Origin of the sequence: Citrobacter sp. RHBSTW-00944, assembly GCF_013615435.1 — a bacterium.
Taxonomy (GTDB): Bacteria; Pseudomonadota; Gammaproteobacteria; order Enterobacterales; family Enterobacteriaceae; genus Citrobacter; species Citrobacter braakii.
Genome location: NZ_CP055418.1, coordinates 3610020 through 3634623 on the forward strand (window position 1 = coordinate 3610020; position 24604 = coordinate 3634623).

Below are 24604 nucleotides of genomic sequence, written 5' to 3' on the forward strand. Positions count from 1 at the left end.
AAGAAGAACATTTCCGAAAGAGAAGTCTACCAGTTAGTAAGAATTATCCGAAACACTCTTTGTGCTCGAAGCCCTACCAAAAATTATATTCGGAATTTATTCACCCTTTTAATCGCCCTCATCACACCAAAAAAGATCAACCCCATAACATAATTATTACATCATGGGGTTATTTGATCGTCGCGATAGTAAGATTCGCTTTGTTACACCGATTTATTGATCAGGGTGTTTATTATTGGCCCTATCGCCTCAAACGAGCTGGGAGAGATAATATCGACATGCGCGCAGTCCTGCCGATATACATCCAGACTGGATATCCACGGTGACCAACTGCGTTCAGGACTGACCCCCGGCACTAAGGTGCGCTCAGCGACGAACAGCGTGGCGTGACCAGCAAATGGCACGCTGTGTGCCGTGGTGAGCAGGCGAACCGCATCGGCGTAGTTGCCTTCGATAGCATTAAATAAGGCCTCTGACGCATTCCCCTGCTGCGCTGCCAGAAACGCTTCACGTTCACGCTCGATCTCGGCCAGTACCGCGGGATCCAACCCATTAGCCTCCTTTTCCTGCCAGTTTTGCGTTTCCGGCGGCCAGGTATCCAGCAGCCCCAGGAATGCAACTGTCTCTCCTCTGGCATGTAAGCGTGCGGCGATTCCCTGCGCCAACGTCCCCCCCAGCGAGTAGCCTAATAAATAATAGGGACCATGAGGCTGCTGGCTGAGCAGCGTTGCCAGGTGATGTTCGCATACCGCATCAAGGTTTTCCGCCGTCTGCATAGGGCCATCCGGTCGCGGCGACTGAATGCCAATAATCGACCACTGCGGACTGAGGTAACGCGACAGCACGCTAAACTGCCAGGCGAAACCCGACGCCGGATGGAAGCAAAACAGCGTTGGGCCATGACTTTCACGCAGCGGCAGCAGCGTCTCGAATCCCAGACGCTGCGACTGTTCATCATCATTGCTCTCCAGCAGTGCACTCAGTTGTTCAACAGTAGAAGCCACCATTATCTGCCCAGGCGTTACCTGACGCTCAAAAATCCGGCTCAACTGCGCTGCCAGCTTCATCGCCAGCAGCGAATGTCCGCCAAGCGCAAAGAAGTCAGCCTCTACGTCATTAACCTCGCAATCCAGCAAAGCCGCAAAAGACTGCGCGATGGCGGTTTCAGTCCCTGCTCGCGGCGCACGTCCTGACGTACGCGACGTCAACTGCGGCATCGGCAGCGCTTTACGATCCAGTTTACCGTTTGCACTCAGCGGCAGCTCCGCCAGTTGCAACAATACCGTCGGCACCATATGCGCAGGCAGTTTTTCACGCAGAGTTTCCCGCAATGCAGACGTATCCAGCGGTAACCCCGATTGCGACACCAGATACCCCACCAACTGTCGCGCATCGCCGCCTGTCGCCGCCGCCTGGTTGAATACGCAGGCGTGGGCTACGGCATGTTCGACATCTGGCAGTTGCTGCATCACCCGATCAATCTCACCGAGCTCAATGCGCTGTCCGCGAATTTTAAGCTGGTCATCGCTGCGCCCGAGGTATTCCACTGCGCCATTCTCCAGCCAGCGCACCACATCCCCGGTACGGTACATGCGTTCACCAGGGTTAAATGGATCGGCGATAAAGCGGCTCGCGGTTAGATCCGCTCGCCCCAGGTATCCTTGCGCCAGTTGGATCCCCGTCAGATAGAGATCACCTGCCACGCCAAAGGGCACCGGGCGCATCATGGCGTCCAGGATCCGTAAACTGGTATTCCATACCGGATAGCCAATCGGCACGCTATTGCCCGTTACGGCAGCGAGATCGTCCCCCCAGGCCGGATACCAGCTCACATCGACTGCCGCTTCCGTTGGCCCGTATAAATTGTGCAGTGGCGCATGAGTCAACTGTTCCCATTCGCGGCATAAATCTGCAGGTAAGGCTTCGCCGCTGCAGAATACCCGTTTCAGCGAGGCACAGCTCTCCCGTGCGGTTTCCGGCGTCAGTGAAGCAACAAAAGCGGCCAACATAGAGGGAACAAAGTGCGTGGTCGTCACCCCTGACTGCGCAAAGAACTGCTGCATCGCCAGCGGATCGCGGTGCGCTTCAGGTTCTGCCATGACCAGTTTTGCCCCGGCAATAAACGGCCAGAAAAACTCCCATACCGAGACGTCAAAACTGCACGGCGTTTTTTGCGCCACCACATCATCCGCGGTCAGTGGATAGTGATTTTGCATCCACAGCAAACGGTTAACGATGGCGGTTTGCCCAACCATTACCCCTTTTGGTCTGCCGGTAGAACCGGAAGTAAAAATAATATAGGCCGTATGATTAGGTTGAGATAGCGCCAGCGGTGCAGCATCCTCTTCTGGCAGCGGCGCGTTGTAGCACAGACTTTCCAGCTCCGGAATATCGCTAAAGCGCGCCAGTTGCTCTTCGGTCGCGATCAACAATTTTGGCTTCGCGTCTTCGAGCATCATCCGCAGGCGATCGTCCGGGTATCCGGTATCCAATGGCAGCCAGGCGGCTCCCGCCTCAACAATACCGTGCAGCGCCAGCGTGAGGAACACGGAACGCGGTAATGCCACGGCAACGCTGTCACCAGGCTGTACGCCACGTTCGCGCAGGCGGCGCGCCAGCGCCACAACCTGTTGGCGCATTTCACGATAGCTAAACTGATAGCGGGCATCAGCGAGCGCCGGGGCATCCGGCGTTTTATCGGCCTGCTGTGCCACCAGCGCGCTCAGCGTGGTGGACGGGATCGCCACGGTCGTGTCGTTAATCTTCGCCAGCCGCTCATGTTCTGTCGGCAACAGCATCCCGGCATCGCCGCAGCATAGCGACGGATTGTCGGCAAACTGCGCGATAAGCGCGGTTAAACGCGATGCATGTTGCGCCAGCGTCGCGGCATCGTAGCGCTGTTTATTGGCCAGGATTTCAATACTCAGCCCGCCGTTTTCATCCGGGAACAGCGCCAGCTCCAGATCGTTCACCGGACCTGTCGCCAACGTATGGGTTTGCGCCTGAACGCCGGGAATATTCAGCTGATAGTCGAATATTTTCACGTTCAGTACCGGGCCAAACAGGGGTTCGGCACCGGCTGCGCGCCCGCTGTCGCGAACAATTTGCTCAGCATCATATCGCTGATGTCGGCGCATTTTCTTCAACTGTGCGGCCAGTCGTTGGGCAAGTGCAGGCAAGCTTTCTGCCGCACTCAACTGCACGCCAAATGGCAGGACGTTTAAAACCGGTCCGGTGGACGTGAGCGCCGCCGACCCCATACGCCGCATAAAGATAAACCCGGCGGCATATTCCATTCGGCTGCATAAACGTCCGAGCCACAACGCCACCAGCGCAAGGGCCAGATCCGCACGCTGAACGTCTGGCATACGTGCCGCAAGCCGGCGAAACTCCCCTTCAGGCGCGGTTAACTTCAGACGAATAATATCCGCGCTGGCCGACCGACCTGGCAGGGGTTTGTTAGACAGCGAAGCCGGAGGTGGGAGTTGCTTTCGCTGCTCGGTCCAGAAGGTGCCGTCGCGTTGCCAGGCATCGCTTTGCCGATACTGTTGATACTCTTCCACCACCTCAGAAAATGGCGTAAAAGGTGATTCCGGCGTGGGCTCGCCATGCAGCCATGCGCGGTAAATCGCGGCTATCTGGCGGGTAATGGCCGGGAAACTGAAGCCATCAACCAGCAGATGATGGTAACGCTGATACCAATACCAACGCTTTTCTCCCACCTGAATGAGCAGGTGAAAAACCAGCGGCTTAGTGCCATCAGCACGGATGTCCTGCTGCAGGTCTGCCTGCATCAAGGCGCGCGCTGCCGCATGCGGATCGGATTTTTCGCGCAGATCGATAATTTCTGGTGGCGCAAAGGCAAGCGCAGAGTCTACCCATTGCCAGACCTCGCCGTTATCTTCGCTAAACCGCATCCTTAGAGTATCGGCCTGCTGCAGACCCGCCACTACCGCTTTCGCCAGCAACGGTGCGTCCAGATCGCCGGTTAATTCTACGTAGTGCGCCACGCTCCACGCTGAGGGCAATGTGGAGAGTTTTTCTGCCATCCAGATCCCCGGCTGAGCCGCAACTAACGGTAAACGTTGAGTCATGGAGCCTCCTGCACATCGACGTAGTTCGCTGGCGCCAACGTGGTCCAGTTTGCATCCAGCCATTGCTGGCAGGCTTCCTGTGATTGGGGTTCACACGCGACCGTCCAGCCAGCAGGAAGTGAGCATTGCTGCGGCCAAAGGCTAAACTGACGTTGGGGATTTTGCAGAATGTAAAACTGGCCCTGCGGATTATCGAAGGGGTTACTGAATTCCATACTCAACTCCTGTCGTGGAACATCGTCCGGTTAAATCGTGTCGGTAAGCGGTTGCCAGAGCGTGATCAGCCCTTGCATCAGTCCGCCGCGCCAGCAAAGCGCATCGTGTCCACCATCAACCTGACGCCAGAAAATAGACTGTGGTGCAGAGGGTAACTGGGCATAAAGCGCCTGATTTGCGCGATAAATAATGGGCTCGCGGATCCCAGCTTCCAGGACAATACGCAGCCCCTGGGCGCTTATCTTTCCACTCTTCAGTTGCTCAACGATCGCCCCATCCTGATGACCACCGCGATGCGGCCACCAATAAGAGCCCGACTGGCTGAGCACGCAGCCAAAGCGCGCGGGCCAGTTAAGCCCGGCATACAGCGATGACAGCCCGCCAAAACTTTGCCCGGCGACGACGGTACGCTGCGGGTCGTCACTGAACGCGGTCGTGGTCTTCACCAGCGGCAATAACTCCTGCTGTACTGCCAACCAAAAATCCGCATTACACGGCAGTTCGCGGCTGCGGTGAGCCGTGTCGATGGTATCAATCAGGAGATAAACAGCGGGCGGGAGGTGTCCGCGATGGGTGAGTGAAGTCAGCGCAGGCCAGACCGGCATACTTTGTGCCCAAAACTGTCCGTCCAGCAGGATAGCCAGCGGACGCGCTTCCGGTTGGGCTTCACCAGTGGTAAACACCCACACGCGGCGCGTATTGCCGAGTCTGGCGCTACGCCATTGCAGGCAAACTGCGGGCGAGTCGGGGTTTTCAGGTCGATCCCATCCCGGTTGTACGGGTGCATCAGGCATTTCCAGCGCAGACACTGCATGACCACGACCGCCCTGCCAGCTCTGCGGATTGAGGGGATCGGCAATAGCCTGCGGCAACAATTGCCGCCAGCCTTCACGCAGCACGGTTCGGTCAGGCGCTTCGCCCGGCGTCTGCGCGGCAAAAATATCATTTCGTTCTGTTGGGATAAAACAGTAACTGCCGCGCCAGTTGGCGCTGAGGGAAACACTCCAGCACCAAACATTTGTTCCGTCAATGCGTTGCATCGACTGCGGGGTGGCATTTTGATGGTGGTCGGTGACGCCGGTGATATAGACCCATACGCGATGAATGGCTGACTCTTTTTCCGTTCCCTGCGGGTCGCGCCACCAGAAGGTTACCCGATAATTTCCGTTGTCTTCACGCTCCCACTCCGGGCCTTTTTTTGACTGCCACCACGCCTCGCTTCCCATCTTTAACGTCGTCACCGCCATAACCCCATGTTTATTGTCAAATTTTATGATCTAGCGTGAAATATATTGATAATATTATTGATAACTATTTGCATTTGCAATAGCGTATTGTCGCGCTGTGGGAAGCGCGCACAGTTTTTCACCACTTATAAACCGGCCTGGCGCTGCGTACTTTTTCTGGAATGGAGGGTTTACGCGGATGCGGGCGACATCAGACCAAATGCCGCACCACGGCACATTGGTACTCGTGGCTAAAAGAACAGCAGGACATACAATGAACAACAAGATTCATTCACTGGCCTTATTGGTCAATTTAGGGATTTACGGGGTAGCCCTGCCAGCGATGGCAGAAGATCAAACCGATAGCGCCGCTGTCTCTCATGAAGACACCATCGTGGTTACCGCCGCCCAGCAGAACCTGCAGGCACCGGGCGTTTCAACCATTACCGCTGATGAAATTCGTAAGAATCCTCCCGCTCGCGATGTGTCGGAAATCATCCGTACCATGCCAGGCGTCAACCTGACCGGTAACTCAACCAGCGGTCAACGCGGCAACAACCGCCAGATCGATATTCGCGGCATGGGGCCGGAAAACACCCTGATTCTGATCGACGGCAAACCGGTAACCAGCCGTAACTCTGTGCGTCAGGGCTGGCGCGGCGAGCGTGATACCCGCGGCGATACCGCATGGGTTGCTCCGGAAATGATCGAACGTATTGAAGTGCTGCGCGGTCCTGCCGCGGCACGCTATGGCAACGGTGCGGCTGGCGGCGTGGTGAATATCATCACCAAGAAAGGCGGCGATGAGTGGCATGGCTCCTGGAATACCTATTTCAACGCCCCGGAACACAAAGAAGAAGGCTCGACCAAACGCACCAACTTTAGCCTGAATGGCCCGCTGGGCGGGGATTTCAGCTTCCGCCTGAACGGTAACCTCGACAAAACCCAGGCCGACGCGTGGGACATTAACGATGGTCACCAGTCTGCACGTACGGGCGACTACGCAGATACCATGCCAGCGGGTCGTGAAGGGGTAAAAAACAAAGATATCAACGGCCAACTGCGGTGGGATTTTGCGCCAATGCAATCGCTGGAGTTTGAAGCCGGCTACAGCCGCCAGGGCAATCTATACGCTGGCGACACCCAGAACACCAACAACGATAACAAAACCAACGGACTGGTAAAAAAATACTACGGTAAAGAAACCAACCGTATGTACCGTCAGAACTATGCGCTGACGTGGAACGGCGGCTGGGACAACGGCATTACCACCAGCAACTGGGCGCAATACGAACATACCCGCAACTCCCGTTTGGGTGAAGGTCTGGCAGGAGGTCTTGAAGGGCTATTTAACAGTAATCATTTTACCGACACTGACCTGGCGGATGTCACCCTGCACAGCGAAATTAGCATTCCATTCGACCTGTTGGTTAACCAAAATCTGACGCTCGGTACCGAATGGAACCAGCAGCGCATGAAGGACATGAGTTCCAATACTCAGACCTTTATGGGCGGTAATATTCCTGGGTCCAGCAGCACCAACCGCAGCCCGTACTCAGACGCAGAGATTTTCTCTCTGTTTGCTGAAAACAACATGGAACTGACCGACAGCACCATGCTGACGCCGGGTTTGCGTTTCGATCATCACAGCATTGTGGGCGATAACTGGAGTCCGTCCCTGAACCTGTCCCAAGGTCTGGGCGATGATTTCACCCTGAAGATGGGGATTGCGCGCGCCTATAAAGCGCCAAGCCTGTATCAGCTCAACCCGAACTACATTCTGTACAGTAAAGGTCAGGGTTGCTACGCCACTGGCTCAGCGACCGGTATTGGTTGCTACATGATGGGCAACGATGATCTGAAGGCCGAAACCAGTATCAACAAAGAGATTGGTCTGGAGTTCAAACGTGATGGCTGGCTGGCCGGGGTAACCTGGTTCCGCAACGATTACCGTAACAAGATTGAAGCAGGAACCGTACCGTTAAGCAGAACATCGATTACCCAGAAAAACCCGACCACAGGTAAAACAACAACAACCTACACCGATATCTATCAGTGGGAAAACGTGCCTAAAGCGGTGGTGGAAGGTCTGGAAGGGACGTTGAACGTGCCGGTTAGCGAGACCGTAACCTGGACCAACAACATTACCTACATGCTGCAAAGTAAGAATAAAGAGACCGGCGAACGCCTGTCGATTATTCCTGAATACACGCTGAACTCGACCCTGAGCTGGCAGGCACGCGAAGATCTGTCATTGCAATCCACCTTCACCTGGTACGGCAAACAGCAGCCGAAAAAATACGATTACCAGGGGAAACCGGTGACCGGCAGTTCAGCCCAGGAAGTGAGTCCGTACAGCATTGTCGGCCTGAGTGCGACCTGGGATGTGACGAAAAACGTCAGCCTGACCGGCGGCGTGGATAACGTCTTCGACAAACGTCTGTGGCGTGAAGGTAATGCCCAAACCACCAGCGACAACAAAACTGGCTATTACATGGCGGGCGCTGGCGCGTACACCTATAACGAACCGGGCCGGACGTGGTTCATGAGCGTTAACACACACTTCTGATAACGTTTTTCCCTCTCCTCGCTGCGGGGAGAGGGAAGCCGTAAGAAATCATGCACACAACGCACATCCCGCTCCCTTTCGCAGATCATACGCTGCACATTGTCGAATTTGATCCCGACACTTTCCATGAGCACGACCTGCTCTGGCTCCCCCACCACACTCAGCTCCACTCCAGTGGGCGTAAGCGTAAAGCTGAGCACTTAGCGGGGCGTATTGCTGCAGTCCACGCACTGCGTGAATTTGGCCACAAAACCGTGCCCGGCATCGGTGTGCAACGCCAACCGTTGTGGCCACAGGATCTGTTTGGCAGCATCAGCCATAGCGCAACAACGGCGCTGGCGGTCGTATCAACGCATCCCATTGGGCTGGATATAGAAGCTATTTTTACACCACAAACCGCAGTTGAGCTGGCCGATGGCATTATTGATAACCACGAACATCAGATTTTGCAGCATGCCTGCCTGCCCTTTCCGCTCGCCTTAACCCTGGTATTCAGCGCAAAGGAGAGCCTGTATAAGGCGTTTTCCAATCAGGCATCGGGGCTACCAGGTTTCACCAGCGCAAAAATCACCGCACTCACGACTCAGCAATTAACATTACAAATCATGCCGTCATTTTCGGCAAACCTCGGCAATCAAGAAGTTAACGTTCATTGGTTTCAGCGTGATAAAAATATCGTGACGCTATTTCCATTCTCACCATCAGGATCGTGATCCTTTTCTCTTTTTAAGAAATTAGCTGCGCAAATCGTAGACAGTTCGATTATCTCGACTTATCGTTAACTTGAATAATAAATCATATTTGAATAAATATTCAAAGTGGAGAAAGAGATGAACAAGACCTTGATTAAATCCGTATTACTGGCCTCGATCCTTACCGCATCGGGTTCGCTGTATGCTGCCGACAACGGACTGATTGCGATTATTACCCCTTCTCACGATAACCCGTTTTTTAAAGCCGAAGCCGACGGTGCAGTCGCCAAAGCAAAAGAGCTGGGATACGCCACGCTGGTTGCCTCTCATGATGATGACGTCAATAAACAAAACCAACTGATTGAGACTGCTATTGCTCGTAAAGCGAAAGCGATCATTCTCGATAATGCGGGTGCAGATGCCACCGTAGGGCCGCTGGAAAAAGCCAAAGCAGCGGGTGTAGCTGCTTTTCTTATCGATCGCGAAATCAATAAAACCGGCATCGCGGTGGCGCAAATCGTGTCGAATAACTATCAAGGCGCACAGCTCGGCGCAGAGAAGTTCGCCAGGTTACTGGACGGAAAAGGGAAGTACGTTGAACTGCTGGGACGTCAATCCGACACCAACGCCCATGTACGCTCGCAGGGGTATCACGATGTACTCGATGACTATCCGGACATGAAAATGGTAGCCCAGCAGACGGCAAACTGGAGCCAAACCGAAGCCTTTACCCGAATGGAAGCCATTCTACAAACCAACCCAGATATCGTAGGCGTGATCTCAGGTAACGATACTATGGCGCTGGGTGCAGAAGCCGCACTAAAAGCGGCGGGGAAAAATAATGTCATCGTGGTCGGTTTTGATGGCAGCGACTACACCCGCGATTCAATCATTAATAAAAGCAATATTAAAGCGACAGTACTGCAGCCCGGCTGGCAGCAGGCACAAATGGCTGTTGAGCAGGCGGATTACTATCTGAAAAACGGCAAAGCCCAGAAAGAAGAAAAACAGCTCATGGATTGCGTGCTGATTGACGAAACCAATGCCAGCAAGCTGAACAAGTTCAACCTGAGCCACTAAGCGGAGGCACTATGTCGTTAACACAATGGGGTGCCGCGCTGGTTGGATGCGCCACCCTGTTGCTGACGGCCTGTACGGTAGTTGACCTCGACGAAAACGGCAAACCAATTATCCCGGCCGATCCTCAGGCCAAAGCCAGTTTCGACAACCAGACTCCCGATCAGATCGCGCAACAAACCTGGCAATCCCGCGTCCTGGAAGCGGCACAGCAACATGTTCTGGATGCTTCAGCGCTGACCGCTCGCCTGAAGGCCCCCTCACCCGCTCCCGAAAGCGTGTTTGTACGCCTGACCAGCCAGATTGATAGCGTCGACACCACCAATGGGCGAGAGCACACCATCGTGGTGAGGGTCAATGATATGCCCGTCACGATTCAGATTGGCCCGGTAATGCGTGGCAATGCTATTCGCGATGCCAGTGGTTTCAAGTTTGAAGATTTTACTAACCAGGTTCAGTTTGCCCAACTGTCACGGGCTTATAACCGTGAAGCGGCGAAACAGTTACCCGCCGTAGACACTAGCTGGCAAGGGAAAACTGCCACGGTGCTGTTCGCCGTGACGTTGAATGCTGGAAAAGCGGAAAACGCAGCAGCACTGACGCTGGAACAGGAGGCTCACTAATGCGCAATACCTCAGCTGATGACATCATCCTGCGCACGCATGCCATTTCAATGCTGTTTCCCGGCACAATTGCGCTGGACAGCGTCGATTATCAGGTCTGGCGTGGCAAGGTGAATGTGATTATTGGTGAGAATGGTGCGGGGAAATCGACGTTGATGAAGATCCTCGCTGGCGTTCAGCAACCCAGTAGCGGTGAGATGTCGCTCAATGGAAATCCCGTGCGCTTTGCCAGCACCCGGGATGCTGCGGCACATGGAATTGGTATGGTGCATCAGGAGCTAAACCTGTTTGAGAACCTCTCCGTCGCGGAAAACATTTTCCTCGGTCGGGAGATTCAAAAAGGCATGGCCCCCATTAATGAGGCCGAGCAAGAGAAACGCACCGCGGAATTATTAACCCGGCTCGATCAGCCGATATCACCGCGCGACCTGGTTGGCAATCTCAAAGTAGGGCAGCAACAGCTGGTCGAAATCGCCAAAGCACTGGCTGAAGATGCAGATATCCTGATTCTTGATGAACCCACCTCAGCGCTCAGTAAAACTGAAGTCGAGATTCTGTTTCGCGTGATCCGTGAACTTACTCGCCAGGGCGTGTCGATAATCTATATCTCCCATCGTCTCGAAGAATTGATGGCAATTGGCGATGTGATCACTATTTTACGCGATGGTAAATTTCAAGCCGAAGCCAAGGTTAGCGACATCGATGTCCCGTGGATTGTGCGCGAGATGTTGGGCAGTGATCCGGTAAGCAACTTTCTCGAACCCGGCCGCACGTTTGGAGCTCCGGTTCTGGAAGCTGAACATATCACCTGCGTGAATACCGCTGGCAGCGCAGTCGTCAATGACGTCACCTTTAACGTTCACGCCGGTGAAATTGTCGGTATCTATGGACTTATGGGGGCTGGGCGAACCGAATTGTTCGAGTGCTTGTTAGGTACTGAGCGCAACTACCTCGGAAAACTGTGGCTCGACAGCAAACCGGTCCCGCAGCGCTTAACCACCGCCGATCGCATCCGTATGGGAATGAGTCTGGTGCCGGAGGATCGCAAGCGCACGGGGATTTTCCCCATTTCATCCGTCGCCACCAATCTGACTATTGCCAGCCTTTGGCGGCGTCTGCAACGTGGCTTTGCCATTGCCCGCAAAGATGAAGAGGCCGTGGTCGCCAGCACAATTGGCAATCTGTCGATAAAAGTCTCCTCGCCAGAGGTTGAAATTCAGGCGCTGAGCGGAGGGAACCAGCAAAAAGTGGTGATTGGTCGCTCTCTGCTCACCAATCCCAAAATTCTATTTCTTGACGAACCCACACGCGGCATCGATGTCGGGGCGAAAGCCGATGTGTTCCGCATGATGGTCCAGCTTTCCCAGCAAGGTATTGCTGTGGTCTTTTCCACCTCAGATTTAAAAGAAATTATGGCGGTTTCTGACCGCATTCTGGTGATGTCCGGCGGCAAGCTAACTGCCGATATCGCCCGCGATCGTGCCGAAGAATCGGCGCTGGTAACCGCAAGTGCTCAGGGGTTCTGATATGAAAACACTACAATCTGCCGCCATCGCGCCTCGCTCCACAGTCGCCTTCTCTCGGGAAAATATCCTGCTACTAATCCTAAAACTGCGCACTTTTATTGCACTGTTTTTAATCGTCGGGTTCTTTGCCTTCACCGTACCGGGATTTCTCTCTGGCGGCAGCATGGTCATTATGATCAAGCATATCGCCATTAACGCCTTTCTGGCGCTGGGGATCACGTTTGTCATTATTACCGCCGGGATTGATCTCTCAATTGGCGCTACGCTTGGGCTGTGCGGCATGGTCGCGGGATGGCTAATCACTAAAGGCATTGTATTGCCAATGTTCGGCATCGCAATTTTCCCCAGCGTCTGGGTGATTGTGCCTGTCGTCTTGTTGATTGGTGGGCTGATTGGCGCGGCGAATGGTTGGATCATCACCCACTATAACGTCGCACCGTTTATTTGTACGCTCGGAACCATGTACGTTTTGCGCGGGGCGGCGATGCTGACCTCCGATGGGCAAACCTTTCCTGGGCTTTCCGGCAATCCGCAGCTCGGCAATACCGGTTTTGATGAGATTGGTGCCGGTACACTGTTTGGGATTCCGTGGGCCATCTGGATGATGATTGTGCTGGCACTGGTCATTGCTTACGTCGCTCGTCGTCTACCCTTTGGTCGCCACGTTTACGCCATCGGGGATAACGAGCGCGCTGCTGAGCTGTCAGGGGTAAAAGTAAAACAGGTGAAAATCTGGGTGTATACCCTATCCGGACTGTGTGCCGCGATTGCTGGAATTGTGGTCTCGGCACAGCTTTCCGCCAGCCATCCGGCCAACGGTACGGCATTTGAGATGAACGCCATTGCCGCAGTGGTTCTCGGCGGTACGTCACTGGCCGGTGGACGGGGCACGATTTTAGGCACGCTGATTGGCGCTTTCGTTATCGGTTTTCTGGCCGATGGTCTGGTGATGATGGGCGTCAGCGAGTTCTGGCAAATGGTGATTAAAGGTATCGTGATTATCGTCGCGGTCATCATCGACCAGATGCAAAACCGGATGCAGCAAAAAGCCGCGGTGGTAGCACAAAAGGCGGCGATGGAAAGTCAGTAATCCCCTCTGAAAAGTCTGATATGTACAACCAGACAGCTCCAGGGGCCTCCTGGGGCTGTCAATTGTTTAACTCACCGTGACATCACCCTTTCACCAGACTGCGGGCTGTCGGGTAGTCGGTGATCAATACGTCAATATAATTCCCCTGCAATGCCCCGCGTATCGCATTCTGTTTTTCCACACCACCAGCCAAAGCAATCACGTGGTTACACTCCCGGATCTGCGAAAGCTCCATTCCGATGACCGGGTCTTCCTCATGGCTGAGTACCGGGTTACCTGCTGCATCGTAATAATGCAGACAGATATCGCCTACTGCGCCGCGCTCGGCGAGCAGTCGCAACATTTCTTCGTTGTAGTAGTTGCCTGAGTTTTTCAGCAATTGAGAAGGCTCCAGTTCGCCAATACCGACAATTGCCACATCCACTTCAGCGAACTTTTCAACCACCGCGGCAACGTCAGGGCTGTTAACCAACCGTGTACGCTCTTCAACCGAATGCTCAATACTTTGTGAAGGCAGCAGCCAGGCCGGACAGCCGAGGTGCGCTGCCAACTGTTGCGTAAGAATCGTGGCCTGCACGTTACCATTCGGCCCTACGCCGCCCAGCAGTTGGATCACCCCCGCCGCACGGATATTTTGCGGGTGCATCTCATCGACCATACAGCGAATGGTGCTACTCCAGGAGGAAATTCCAACCAGGTCCTCGGCTCGCAAGCGGGTTTCAACGTAATGCGCCGCCGCGCTGCCAATTGCATGCTTAATTTGCGTATTGCTGGGGTTGTCACCGACATCCACGACAATCGCCTGACGAATACCAAACTGCTCTTCAATGGCTTTTTCCAGCGCCACAAAGATATTGGTCGGCTGTACGACGGTGATTTTCACCAGCCCTTCTTTCTGACAACGCGTTAAAGCACGGGAGACAAAGGACTGCGACAAATGCAGCAGCGTGGCGATTTCAGACTGTTTTTTATTTTCGGCGTAGTAAAGCGTGGCAATCTTAACCAGCAACCGCTGTTCATCCTGCTTTGACATGGCATTCCCCCTGATAAACTGCCTGTTATTTTTATTCATACCTGAATAGATAACAAGTCATCAGTACCTTTCCAGTTATCACGTTAGTGTGATCCTTTTCTCTTTTCTCCAAAATTTGGTGGCACAAGCCGTAGACAAACCGCCAGACAAGGCATATCTTTAATAGTGAATAATAAATCAGTAGTGAATATTTATTCTAACCAATAACGACTGACTGTTTTATCTGCAGATTACGTAGTGGGTAGAGAGACAGTTGCACTACTGCACTCACATGGAATATTTATTCATTCAAGATTAAACATTCAAGAGGTGTCTTATGAATCCGTTTTCGCTCTCAATACCAGAGCTAGAAAAGAAAGCACGTGCCGTGCGTCGCCGCATTATCGTGTTGAATGCTGAAAGCCCGGCTGGCGGGCACACTGGCGCAGACCTGTCGCAGGTTGAACTGCTGACAGCACTCTATTTTCGCATCCTGAATTGCTCCCCGGAGATTAAAGAGAGCGACGAGCGCGATATCTACATCCAGTCAAAAGGTCACGCTGTGGGCGGTTACTACTGTGTCTTGGCAGAAGCCGGTTTTATTCCTGTGGACTGGCTGGCGACCTATCAACACGCTGATTCGCATCTGCCGGGGCATCCGGTAAAACATAAAACGCCAGGAATTGAATTGAATACCGGAGCTCTTGGTCACGGTCTGCCGGTTGCAGTAGGGATTGCGCTGGCGGCTAAACGCAGCAACAGCAAACGCCGGGTGTTTGTCGTCACCGGTGATGGTGAACTGGCCGAAGGCAGCAACTGGGAAGCGGCACTGGTCGCTGCCCACTATAAACTGGATAACCTGATTATCATCAACGACAAAAATAACCTCCAGCTTGCCGGCTCAACCAAAGAGATCATGAACACCGATCCGCTGGATGAAAAATGGCGAGCCTTCGGTATGCAAGTCACAGAGTGTCGCGGGAACGATATGAGCGATGTGGTGCGCACGCTGGAAGGATTAACCCCTGAAGGCAAGCCATATGTCGTCATTGCACACACCACCAAAGGAGCCGGGATCTCTTTTATCCAGGGCCGCCCGGAATGGCACCACCGCGTGCCAAAAGGAGAAGAAGTTGAACTGGCGCTGGAGGAACTGAAAGATGCGTAATAGCGAACACCTCGCCACCGTCATGGTGAACACGTTAATTGCCGCGGTCAAACGTGGAATGGATGTTGTGCCAGTGGTGGCTGACTCAACATCAACAGCCAAAATCGCCCCATTTATGAAGGAATTTCCCGGTCGTCTGGTCAACGTGGGTATTGCCGAACAGACGTTGGTCGGTGCTGCTGCCGGACTGGCGCTGGGCGGTAAAATCGCCGTCACCTGTAACGCTGCGCCCTTCTTGATTTCTCGGGCCAATGAGCAAATTAAAGTCGATATTTGCTACAACAATACCAACGTGAAGTTGATTGGCCTGAACGCAGGGGCCAGCTACGGACCGCTCGCCAGTACGCACCACAGCATTGATGATATTTCCGTGCTACGCGGTTTTGGCAATATTGAGATTTACGCCCCGTCCTGTCCGGTGGAATGCCGACAGATTCTCGACTACGCCTTAAGCCACATAGGTCCGGTTTATATTCGCCTGGATGGCAAAGCCTTACCCGAATTACACGACGAAAACTACCAGTTCGCGCCGGGTAATATCGATATTTTGCGCAAAGGAAAAGATGTCGCACTGGTGGCAATGGGCTCAACTGTGCATGAAATTGTCGAGGCTGCCACAGTGCTGAAACAGGCGGGTATTGACGCCAGCGTAATCAGTGTACCGTCAATTCGTCCCTGCAATACCCAACAGTTACTGGCGGCTTTAACCCACTGCAAGGCAGTGGTTAGCGTGGAAGAACATAACATTAATGGCGGCGTGGGAAGTCTGGTGGCTGAAGTGCTGGCAGAAGCTGGCTGTGCCATTCCACTGCGTAGATTGGGGATTGCCGATGGCCAATATGCAATCGCAGCCGATCGTGCAGCAACGCGCGCGCACCATGAAATTGACGCGGCGGGTGTCGTGAAAAACGCCACCGCACTGTTGCTGGTAACACGATAAAACAATAACAACAACAGAACACTTACTGGAGAAAGCGATGTCACGAATTCCTCATCAGTTGACCATGGCGGTGATTATTGGCAATCGGGGATTTTTCCCGAGCTATCTGGTTGCTGAAGCCCGCGAACAAGCCAGCGTGCTCTTTGAGCGGCTGGGCATTAACACCATTATGCTCAACGAAACGCAGACAGAACTCGGCGGTGTTGAAACCCGTCAGGATGCGAAAGTTTGTGCTGAACTTTTCCGCGCTCACCGCGACAAGATTCACGGTGTGGTGGTACTACTGCCGAACTTTGGCGATGAAAAAGCGATAGCGGAAACGCTGCGACTTTCCGGTTTAGATGTCCCGGTTCTGATCCAGGCGCAGGAAGACAACCTGGATAAAATGGGGCTTGCCACTCGCCGTGACAGCTTCTGCGGCAAGATCTCCCTGTGCAATAACATGCGCCAGTACGGTATTCCGTTTACGCTAACCACCCAGCATGTCTGCGACCTGTCAGGCGAGGTGTTTGCACAAGACCTGAAACGTTTCGAACAAATCTGTCGCGTGGTCGCCAGCATGCGCGGAGTTCGCGTCGGCGCTATCGGCGCACGTCCAGCTGGGTTTAACACCGTCCGCTACAGCGAAAAATTGCTCGAAAGACTGGGTATTGCCGTCGAAACACTGGATCTGTCTGAAGTCTTTACCCGCATCAAACGACTGCGCGACGACGATATCCGGGTGGATGAAAAACGCCGCCTGTTGATGGATAACGCCGACGCCAGCGCCATTCCAGCAGACAAACTGGTCACCATGGCAAAACTGTTTGTCGTTATCAGCGAATGGGTCATCGCTAATGATATTGATACAACTGCCATCCAGTGCTGGACCTCGCTGCAGGAAAATTTAGGCATCAACGTGTGCTCAATCATGAGCGTGATGTCCGGGCAGTTAATGCCCAGTGCCTGCGAAGTGGATGTGATGGGCGCGTTGTCAATGTATGCCCTCGCCAGCAGCAACTTAAGTCCAGCATCCATTGCCGACTGGAATAATAATTTCGGCGACGATCGTGATAAATGCGTTCTTTTTCACTGCGGTAATTTCGCATCAGCCAGTCTGGACAGCCCGAAGATGGGGACGGACGATATCATCGGTACCACCGTCGGTAAAGAGAACACCTGCGGTGCAGTTCATGGTCGTATGAAAAGCGGTGCCTTGACCTACTTCCGCCTGAGTACCGACGATTTAACCGGCGAAATCAAAGCCTACGTCGGCGAAGGGCTATCGGTTGACGATCCGCTGGACACTGTCGGCTGCCGAGCGGTAATCCAGGTGCCTCATCTGGAGAACCTACTGGCCTGGATTTGTCGTAATGGCTTTGAGCATCACGTGGCAATGAACCATTCCGCCAGCGCAGAGGTGCTGCATGAAGCTTTCACCCGCTATCTCGGGGTGGATACCTTTTTCCATCGCTAATACTCAGGGAAACCGAAGGGCTGGAGAAAACAATGTCAGCACAAAAAGACATTATTATTGCGCTTGATGAAGGCACCACCAATGCCAAAGCCGTAGCGCTGGATGGTCAGGGAAACGTGGTCGCGAAGTTCTCACGCGCGCTGGCGATCCACACGCCCCGTGAAGGCTGGGTTGAACAGTCAGGTGATGCACTTCTGGACGCATCGCTGGATGTTGTGGCACAAGCCATTGCCTGCGTCGGCGCACAACGCGTCGCAGCGCTGGCGATCAGCAATCAACGTGAAACGGCGATAGGCTGGTATCGTGCCAGCGGTCGCCCTCTCGGCCCTGCTATCACCTGGCAATGTTCGCGTACGGCCGATTTTTGCCGTGCATTACGTGAACAGGGGCACGAGGCGTACATAAAATCCATCACCGGATTACCCGTTGCCCCACTCTTTTCCGCCTCTAAAATGCGCTGGCTGCTGGAGTCAGTTCCCAACGGTATGACGCTCGCACAGCAAGGGGAAATATGTCTCGGGACCATCGATAGCTGGTTACTGTGGAACTTAACGCACGGCGAGGAATTTCGTTGCGACATCTCCAACGCTTCACGCACGCAGTTGCTCAATCTCAACAGCGGACAATGGGATAACGAGATGTTGGCTCTATTCGGTATTCCGCAGCAGGCGTTACCCGAAGTTTGCCCTTCCAGCCACCATTTTGGCGTAACAAAAGGTCTGGAGAGGATACCTGATGGAATCCCTATTCTGGCGATGATTGGCGACTCTCATGCTGCGCTTTTTGCCCATGGGCTGGGTATGGAAGGCTGCGTCAAAGCGACCTATGGCACCGGATCTTCCGTTATGGCTCCCGTATTCTCGGCGCAGTCCGAGGTGAGCGCGCTGGCAACGACCATAGCCTGGCATGACGCTGACACCCTGGTCTACGGACTGGAAGGTAATATTCCGCATACGGGAGATGCCGTCGCATGGATGGCCGATAGCACAGGTCTTAGCGAATTACCGGAAGAGCAACTGCTTCATGAGCTCAATACGCTGCCCGCCACGGTTGACTCCACACTGGGCGTCTATTTTGTTCCGGCCCTTACCGGGCTGGGCGCGCCCTGGTGGGATGAAGATGCCCGGGGGTTGATTCACGGTCTCAGCCGCGGAGTGAAACGCGCACATCTGGTACGTGCTGCCCTGGAGTCGATTACCTATCAGATTGCCGATGTTGTTTTAGCGATGCGCCAGCACAACGGTTTTCGACTCAGCGCGTTAATGGTTGATGGCGGGCCAACAAAAAATGACTGGCTAATGCAGTATCAAGCCGATTTATTGGGCTGTCCGGTGATGCGCAGCGATATCCCTGAACTTTCCGCTATCGGTGCCGGATTGCTGGCACGCAAGAAGCTGCAGGGTGCATCTACCAGCCAGTTGCGAGATTATCTGCCCGATCACGTATCGTTCCAGCCAAACATGGCGCGCCATGGGAGATTGCAAAAACGCTGGCATGAATGGCAAGGAGCCGTCGAACGCACCCGTTGGCAAACCCGTTAATAAATCAACGCTAATGATAAATGCGCCCGCAGCCATAACTGACTGTGGGCGCACTGTTAATTCTTCAAAAGCGAGCTACTGTTGCTGACACGCCGCCAGCGATCGGCGTTGCGGTAATGACTCCAACTTATTGATAGTGTTTTATGTTCAGATAATGCCCGATGACTTTGTCATGCAGCTCCACCGATTTTGAGAACGACAGCGACTTCCGTCCCAGCCGTGCCAGGTGCTGCCTCAGATTCAGGTTATGCCGCTCAATTCGCTGCGTATATCGCTTGCTGATTACGTGCAGCTTTCCCTTCAGGCGGGATTCATACAGCGGCCAGCCATCCGTCATCCATATCACCACGTCAAAGGGTGACAGCAGGCTCATAAGACGCCCCAGCGTCGCCATAGTGCGTTCACCGAATACGTGCGCAACAACCGTCTTCCGGAGCCTGTCATACGCGTAAAACAGCCAGCGCTGGCGCGATTTAGCCCCGACGTATCCCCACTGTTCGTCCATTTCCGCGCAGACGATGACGTCACTGCCCGGCTGTATGCGCGAGGTTACCGACTGCGGCCTGAGTTTTTTAAATGGCGGAAAATCGTGTTGAGGCCAACGCCCATAATGCGGGCGGTTGCCCGGCATCCAACGCCATTCATGGCCATATCAATGATTTTCTGGTGCGTACCGGGTTGAGAAGCGGTGTAAGTGAACTGCAGTTGCCATGTTTTACGGCAGTGAGAGCAGAGATAGCGCTGATGTCCGGCAGTGCTTTTGCCGTTACGCACCACCCCGTCAGTAGCTGAACAGGAGGGACAGCTGATAGAAACAGAAGCCACTGGAGCACCTCAAAAACACCATCATACACTAAATCAGTAAGTTGGCAGCATCACCGCGACGGTATTCGGCCAACATGTGCATATCGGCTGCGCAAACGGCGATGATGCTATTTACCTCCTGCACGGCCTGTCGCGATTTGTTCCCCATTTTATTGCGCTCTCTGCCGCCTCACCTTATATGCAAACGTCCGACACGCGGTTTGCCTGTGCGCGGCTGAATATTTTCTCCGGATTTCCCGATAATGGCCCGATGCCGTGGGTGAATAACTGGCAGGAATTTGAGGGGTTATTTCGTCGACTGGCTTACACCAGCATGATTGATAGCATTAAAGATTTACACTGGGATATCCGCCCCAGCCCGCACTTTGGTACGGTAGAGGTTCGCGTCATGGACACTCCGCTAACCCTTGAACACGCAGTCAATATGGCGGGACTTATTCAGGCTACCGCCCACTGGTTGCTCACTAAACGGCCATTCAAGCACCAGGAGCGTGATTACCTGCTGTATAAATTTAACCGTTTTCAGGCCTGCCGCTTTGGCATGGCGGGAATCATCACCGACGTCAATACCGGCGATGGGCACCGCCTGTCAGATGACACGCTACGGCTACTGGAGAATGTCGCCGCTTCTGCGGACAAAGTAGGCGCGACCAGCGCGATCGAATCCTTACGCCTGCAGGTTCAAAATGGTCATGATGAAGCGCAGAGCATGCGTGATTTCGTCGCCGACGGCGGATCTCTGAGTGGTCTGGTGAAAAAACATTGTGAGATTTGGGCCGGGCTGTAAGCGTGGCGTTTGCGTTGCCCACAGAGATCCCGGACAATGGCTTTTTAACTCAAGTTTAACAATGCCATGAAACACCCGCTTGAATCACTGATGACCGCCGCAGGGATCCTGCTGCTGGCTTTTTTGTCTTGTCTGCTGCTGCCCGCCCCCTCACTGGGCATTGTGCTGGCGCAAAAACTCGTCGCCACCTTTCATCTGATGGATCTCAACCAATTTTATACTTTGCTGTTTTGTCTGTGGTTTTTACTGCTGGGGGTGATTGAATATTTTGTACTGCGTTTTATCTGGCGGCGCTGGTTCTCGCTGGCGGATTAGACCCGCGAGAACCCTTTGCCGTTAATGCGTTCGGCTATGATTTTCTTTGCGATACGCGCCCGGCGGCTGGCTGAACGTACGGGTGAAAATTCGCGTAAAGGTCTGCTGCGAATCGAATCCGTATTTCAAACAGATGTCATACACTTTCTGGTCGGTATCGCGTAGATCGCGCGCCGCCAATAGCAGCTTACGCTCGCGGATGTAGCGCCCGAGGCTTTCGCCTTTGTACTGCATAAAAAGACGCTGCAGGTGCCATTTGGAATATCCCGCATGGCGTGCAATATCATCAATGCGCAATGGCTGATTCAAATTATCATCAATCCATTCAACAATCGTATCAATGACCTGAGCAGAAATCGTCATCATGCTCTCCCCTGTATTCATTGAGTCGCCTGTTGCCACCAGGCCGTAAACGGTTGGTCCGGTTCGGACAGTATAACCGGTTCACCCAGCATTGGCGTCAGTAGTCGGTAATCCTGACGACGGCTGGCAAGCGCCAGTCGTTTGTAAGGATCATCCCAGGTATGTTTCGCCAGAACGAAACGGCCGGCATGCCCTGGCAACACGGCTTTCGCATGCAGATCGGCCGCGGCCTGCGCCGTCTCTTCTGGCATCATGTGAATAAACTTCCAGTCCTGGTCATATTGACCGTTCTCCATAATCGCCAAATCAACCGAGCCAAACTGCTCACCGATGGCTTTAAAATGCGGTCCATAGCCGGAATCCCCGCTGTAATAAACGTTCTGCTCCGGCGTTTCGAACATGAAGCTCGCCCATAGCGTCTGGTTGCGCTTGATACCGCGCCCCGAAAAATGACGAGCAGGCAGCACATGAACGATCAGCGAATCCGTCACTCTGACGGACTGATTCCAGTCCCGCTCTTCGATTATCTCGCTGCGCATCCCCCAGTAACGCAGATGCGACCCTACGCCGAGCGGCGTAATCACTCGCTTAATTTTCGGCATTAACGCCTTGATAGTGGCGAGATCCAGATGGTCATAGTGATCGTGCGAGATAATGAGCAGATCGATCTCCGGCATCGTCTGTGCAGTCCACGGATAATCCCCGGCAAAGGCTTTGTTCAGGAATGAAAACGGTGCGGCATAATTGCTAAATACCGGATCAATCAGGATACGTTGACCCGCCAGCTGCAAATACCATGAGGAGTGGCCCAGCCAGACCAGAGTATCCTGCTGTGGCGAAAGTCCGGCGAGATCGGTTGCCACCAGCGGTAACGGCTGCGCCGGGCGCGCATTATCACGCTTAGCGACCAGAAACTCCCACCAGGCCGCCAGCATACCTTTGTTGCCGGTATAGCCCGGTGTCGGCACCTGGTTATGAAACTGTCCATCACGATAGTGAGGTGACTGTTCAACCAAACTCAGTTGTGCCCCTTGCGGGGCCTGACCAAACCCGGCATTGAGTACAAACGGTAAACTTGCAGCTGCGGCAATAAGCATAATAACAACCACACAAACTGTGAGACGCTTCATATCCTGACCTTAAACGCGCCCCTTTCCGCTGGTTTGCGCGACTGACTCTTGATTATGAGTGAGTAAGCACTCATTATAGAAATCGAAAGTTCGCCGTCAAGATGATTTTCAATCTTTGACATTCGCCGTTGCGGTGCTGCAAAGGCCGTGATTCAATCATGTTTTTTACAGACTTAAGGGTAAAGTGTAGTGGCTCGTCCGAAGAGTGAAGACAAAAAACTGGCATTACTGGAAGCTGCAACCACAGCATTTGCACAATCAGGCATTGCGGCATCTACCGCCGTGATAGCCCGCAATGCAGGGGTTGCGGAGGGGACGTTGTTTCGCTATTTCGCGACCAAAGATGATTTGATCAACGAGCTTTACCTCTTTTTGAAGCAAGACCTTTGTCAGTCGATGATGGCAAATCTGGATCGATCGGTGACCGATGCCAAAACCATGACTCACTACATCTGGAACAGCTACATTAGCTGGGGCCTGAACCATACCTGCGGGCATCGCACGATTCGCCAGTTGGCCGTCAGCGAGAAAATCAGCAAAGAAACGGAACAGCAGGCTGACGATATGTTCCCGGAACTGCGCGATCTTTGTCATCGCTCCGTACGACCTGAGTTTATGTCTGACGAGTATCGCGCCTTTGGCGACGCGCTGTTTCTTTCTCTGGCAGAGACCACCATGGAGTTCGCCGCCCGCGACGCGGCTCGCGCAAAAGAATATATTTCGATGGGATTTGAGGCGATGTGGCGCGCACTCACCCGTGAGGAAAAATAATGGACGGCCAGACCTTACATGCCTGTGCAAAGCGCCTTGCGCTTGAACTGCCTTTTACCGAGCACTGCTGGCCATTCGGCCCGGAATACGATGTCTTCAAAGTCGGCGGCAAAATTTTTATGCTGGTCTCAGAGCTTCGCGGACGCCCGCTGGTTAACCTGAAAGCCGATCCGCAAAAGTCACTGTTAAACCAGCAGATCTACCCCAGCATTGAACCCGGCTATCACATGAATAAAAAGCACTGGATATCGGTCTACCCAGGCGACGACATTACCGAGTCATTACTGACGGAGTTGGTAAATGATTCATGGCATCGCGTCGTAGACGGCCTGGCGAAGCGGGATCAAAAACGCCTGCGTCCAGGTTGATTTATCGTTAACTCCGATAAGTGTTTTTGCATTTTCCTGTCTTATCTTTTTCTTGCTAACCCTGTACCCTGCTGAAACAAAACGCACCCGCAGGGTATGAAAAATCACCAGGAGTAGTTATGGATATTGTTTCTGTCGCCTTAAAACGTTACTCCACTAAGGCATTCGATCCGAATAAAAAACTGACCGCTGAGCAAGCCGAAAAATTAAAAACGCTGCTGCAGTTTAGTCCGTCCAGCACCAACTCTCAGCCGTGGCACTTTATCGTTGCCAGCACTGACGAAGGTAAAGCGCGCGTAGCGAAATCCGCAGCCGGCGGCTTTGTATTCAACGAACGTAAAATGTTGGATGCTTCCCACGTCGTGGTGTTCTGCGCCAAAACGGCGATGGACGATGCCTGGCTGGAGCGCGTGGTGGATCAAGAAGAGCGCGATGGCCGTTTCGCCACCCCTGAAGCCAAAGCCGCAAACCACAAAGGCCGTACCTTCTTTGCCGACATGCATCGCAAAGAGCTGAAAGATGACAACCACTGGATGGCAAAACAGGTGTATCTGAACGTCGGTAACTTCCTGCTGGGCGTGGCGGCGATGGGTCTTGATGCGGTGCCGATCGAAGGCTTCGATGCGGCGGTGATGGATGCAGAATTTGGCCTGAAAGAAAAAGGATTCACCAGCGTAGTTGTGGTCCCGGTGGGTCATCACAGCGTAGAAGATTTCAACGCCGCGCTGCCAAAATCTCGTCTGCCGCTGGAAACAACACTGACGGAAGTTTAATCCCCGCATTTGCATAAGCTCTACACAGCGGTCATCATAGAC

General features: G+C 53.6%; 21 protein-coding genes and 1 pseudogene. 15 read left to right on the forward strand and 7 right to left on the reverse strand.

The features are described from left to right. Nucleotides 1-203: 203 nt before the first annotated feature. The 3 genes from entF to fes are packed head-to-tail and all read right to left on the reverse strand — an operon-like array spanning nucleotide 204 to nucleotide 5557. The gene (gene entF, locus HV334_RS17465; RefSeq protein WP_181220697.1) at nucleotides 204-4094 is read right to left on the reverse strand and encodes an enterobactin non-ribosomal peptide synthetase EntF; all 3891 of its coding nucleotides are present in this window, start codon (nucleotides 4092-4094) and stop codon (nucleotides 204-206) included. Continuing rightward, nucleotides 4091-4309 (reverse strand): MbtH family protein, encoded by a 219-nt coding sequence (locus tag HV334_RS17470; protein WP_095715175.1) that lies wholly within the window; start codon nucleotides 4307-4309, stop codon nucleotides 4091-4093. The genes entF and HV334_RS17470 overlap by 4 nt, the downstream gene beginning before the upstream one ends. A 30-nt stretch (nucleotides 4310-4339) precedes the next feature. Continuing rightward, nucleotides 4340-5557, reverse strand: a complete 1218-nt coding sequence (gene fes / locus HV334_RS17475; RefSeq protein ID WP_016152189.1) for an enterochelin esterase — start codon at nucleotides 5555-5557, stop codon at nucleotides 4340-4342. 253 nt (nucleotides 5558-5810) lie between these two features. Between fes and HV334_RS17480 the strand changes: the two genes are divergently transcribed. The 6 genes from HV334_RS17480 to HV334_RS17505 all read left to right on the forward strand — a co-directional run bounded on the left by HV334_RS17480 (nucleotide 5811) and on the right by HV334_RS17505 (nucleotide 13113). Next, nucleotides 5811-8105 (forward strand): TonB-dependent siderophore receptor, encoded by a 2295-nt coding sequence (locus HV334_RS17480; protein WP_094760663.1) that lies wholly within the window; start codon nucleotides 5811-5813, stop codon nucleotides 8103-8105. A 50-nt stretch (nucleotides 8106-8155) separates the two neighbouring features. Further along, nucleotides 8156-8818, forward strand: coding sequence for an enterobactin synthase subunit EntD (gene entD / locus HV334_RS17485; protein WP_047415103.1), 663 nt, complete (start codon nucleotides 8156-8158; stop codon nucleotides 8816-8818). 117 nt (nucleotides 8819-8935) lie between these two features. Continuing rightward, entirely contained in the window at nucleotides 8936-9877 is a 942-nt protein-coding gene (locus HV334_RS17490) for a D-ribose ABC transporter substrate-binding protein (RefSeq protein ID WP_049282465.1), read from the forward strand. 11 nt (nucleotides 9878-9888) lie between these two features. Further along, on the forward strand, nucleotides 9889-10497 hold the full coding sequence (locus tag HV334_RS17495; RefSeq protein ID WP_049282466.1) for a DUF2291 family protein: 609 nt from the start codon (nucleotides 9889-9891) through the stop codon (nucleotides 10495-10497). After that, a complete protein-coding gene (locus tag HV334_RS17500; RefSeq protein ID WP_176443253.1) occupies nucleotides 10497-12023 on the forward strand; it encodes a sugar ABC transporter ATP-binding protein in 1527 nt (508 codons plus the stop codon). The genes HV334_RS17495 and HV334_RS17500 overlap by 1 nt, the downstream gene beginning before the upstream one ends. A 1-nt stretch (nucleotide 12024) precedes the next feature. Further along, a complete protein-coding gene (locus HV334_RS17505) occupies nucleotides 12025-13113 on the forward strand; it encodes an ABC transporter permease (protein ID WP_016152183.1) in 1089 nt (362 codons plus the stop codon). 82 nt (nucleotides 13114-13195) lie between these two features. On the opposite strand, the gene HV334_RS17510 is transcribed toward HV334_RS17505, so the two are convergent. Then, nucleotides 13196-14146 carry a sugar-binding transcriptional regulator gene (locus HV334_RS17510; protein WP_047358065.1) on the reverse strand — a complete coding sequence of 317 codons (951 nt, stop codon included), beginning with the start codon at nucleotides 14144-14146 and terminating at the stop codon, nucleotides 13196-13198. A 316-nt stretch (nucleotides 14147-14462) separates the two neighbouring features. Here HV334_RS17510 and HV334_RS17515 point away from each other — a divergent pair, with 316 nt between their 5' ends. From HV334_RS17515 to HV334_RS17530, 4 genes are read left to right on the forward strand one after another with little or no spacing between them, the layout of a single operon-like run. Further along, on the forward strand, nucleotides 14463-15293 hold the full coding sequence (locus HV334_RS17515; protein WP_016152181.1) for a transketolase: 831 nt from the start codon (nucleotides 14463-14465) through the stop codon (nucleotides 15291-15293). Then, a complete protein-coding gene (locus HV334_RS17520) occupies nucleotides 15286-16233 on the forward strand; it encodes a transketolase C-terminal domain-containing protein (RefSeq protein WP_141874950.1) in 948 nt (315 codons plus the stop codon). Before HV334_RS17515 ends, HV334_RS17520 begins: the two co-directional genes overlap by 8 nt. A gap of 37 nt (nucleotides 16234-16270) precedes the next feature. Further along, on the forward strand, nucleotides 16271-17689 hold the full coding sequence (locus tag HV334_RS17525; RefSeq protein ID WP_181220698.1) for an L-fucose/L-arabinose isomerase family protein: 1419 nt from the start codon (nucleotides 16271-16273) through the stop codon (nucleotides 17687-17689). A 32-nt stretch (nucleotides 17690-17721) separates the two neighbouring features. Then, nucleotides 17722-19230 (forward strand): FGGY-family carbohydrate kinase, encoded by a 1509-nt coding sequence (locus HV334_RS17530; RefSeq protein WP_104652079.1) that lies wholly within the window; start codon nucleotides 17722-17724, stop codon nucleotides 19228-19230. A gap of 127 nt (nucleotides 19231-19357) precedes the next feature. Here HV334_RS17530 and HV334_RS17535 read toward each other — a convergent pair. After that, nucleotides 19358-20055, reverse strand: a protein-coding gene (locus HV334_RS17535) for an IS1-like element IS1B family transposase (protein WP_095033700.1) whose coding sequence is annotated in 2 segments (ribosomal slippage) — nucleotides 19358-19806 and nucleotides 19806-20055 — 699 coding nt in all. Because the reading frame shifts where the segments join, the coding sequence is not laid out codon by codon here. A 55-nt stretch (nucleotides 20056-20110) separates the two neighbouring features. On the opposite strand from HV334_RS17535, the pseudogene HV334_RS17540 reads away from it, so the two are divergent. Further along, a pseudogene (locus HV334_RS17540) lies at nucleotides 20111-20842 on the forward strand (YbdK family carboxylate-amine ligase); the annotation flags it as partial. A 66-nt stretch (nucleotides 20843-20908) separates the two neighbouring features. Next, on the forward strand, nucleotides 20909-21157 hold the full coding sequence (locus HV334_RS17545; RefSeq protein ID WP_016152175.1) for a DUF1158 domain-containing protein: 249 nt from the start codon (nucleotides 20909-20911) through the stop codon (nucleotides 21155-21157). Between the two features lie 21 nt (nucleotides 21158-21178). Here HV334_RS17545 and HV334_RS17550 read toward each other — a convergent pair whose 3' ends face one another. Then, nucleotides 21179-21520: a RamA family antibiotic efflux transcriptional regulator gene (locus HV334_RS17550; protein ID WP_003021996.1), complete on the reverse strand. Its 342-nt coding sequence runs from the start codon at nucleotides 21518-21520 to the stop codon at nucleotides 21179-21181. Nucleotides 21521-21537: 17 nt separating this feature from the next. Further along, the gene (locus HV334_RS17555) at nucleotides 21538-22650 is read right to left on the reverse strand and encodes an MBL fold metallo-hydrolase (protein ID WP_016152174.1); all 1113 of its coding nucleotides are present in this window, start codon (nucleotides 22648-22650) and stop codon (nucleotides 21538-21540) included. A gap of 189 nt (nucleotides 22651-22839) precedes the next feature. On the opposite strand from HV334_RS17555, the gene HV334_RS17560 reads away from it, so the two are divergent. The 3 genes from HV334_RS17560 to nfsB all read left to right on the forward strand — a co-directional run bounded on the left by HV334_RS17560 (nucleotide 22840) and on the right by nfsB (nucleotide 24562). Continuing rightward, nucleotides 22840-23421: a TetR/AcrR family transcriptional regulator gene (locus HV334_RS17560; protein WP_016152173.1), complete on the forward strand. Its 582-nt coding sequence runs from the start codon at nucleotides 22840-22842 to the stop codon at nucleotides 23419-23421. Then, complete coding sequence (locus tag HV334_RS17565) at nucleotides 23421-23789, forward strand: MmcQ/YjbR family DNA-binding protein (protein ID WP_016152172.1); 369 nt, start codon at nucleotides 23421-23423, stop codon at nucleotides 23787-23789. Before HV334_RS17560 ends, HV334_RS17565 begins: the two co-directional genes overlap by 1 nt. A 119-nt stretch (nucleotides 23790-23908) precedes the next feature. After that, nucleotides 23909-24562 carry an oxygen-insensitive NAD(P)H nitroreductase gene (gene nfsB, locus HV334_RS17570; protein WP_016152171.1) on the forward strand — a complete coding sequence of 218 codons (654 nt, stop codon included), beginning with the start codon at nucleotides 23909-23911 and terminating at the stop codon, nucleotides 24560-24562. Nucleotides 24563-24604: the final 42 nt, after the last annotated feature.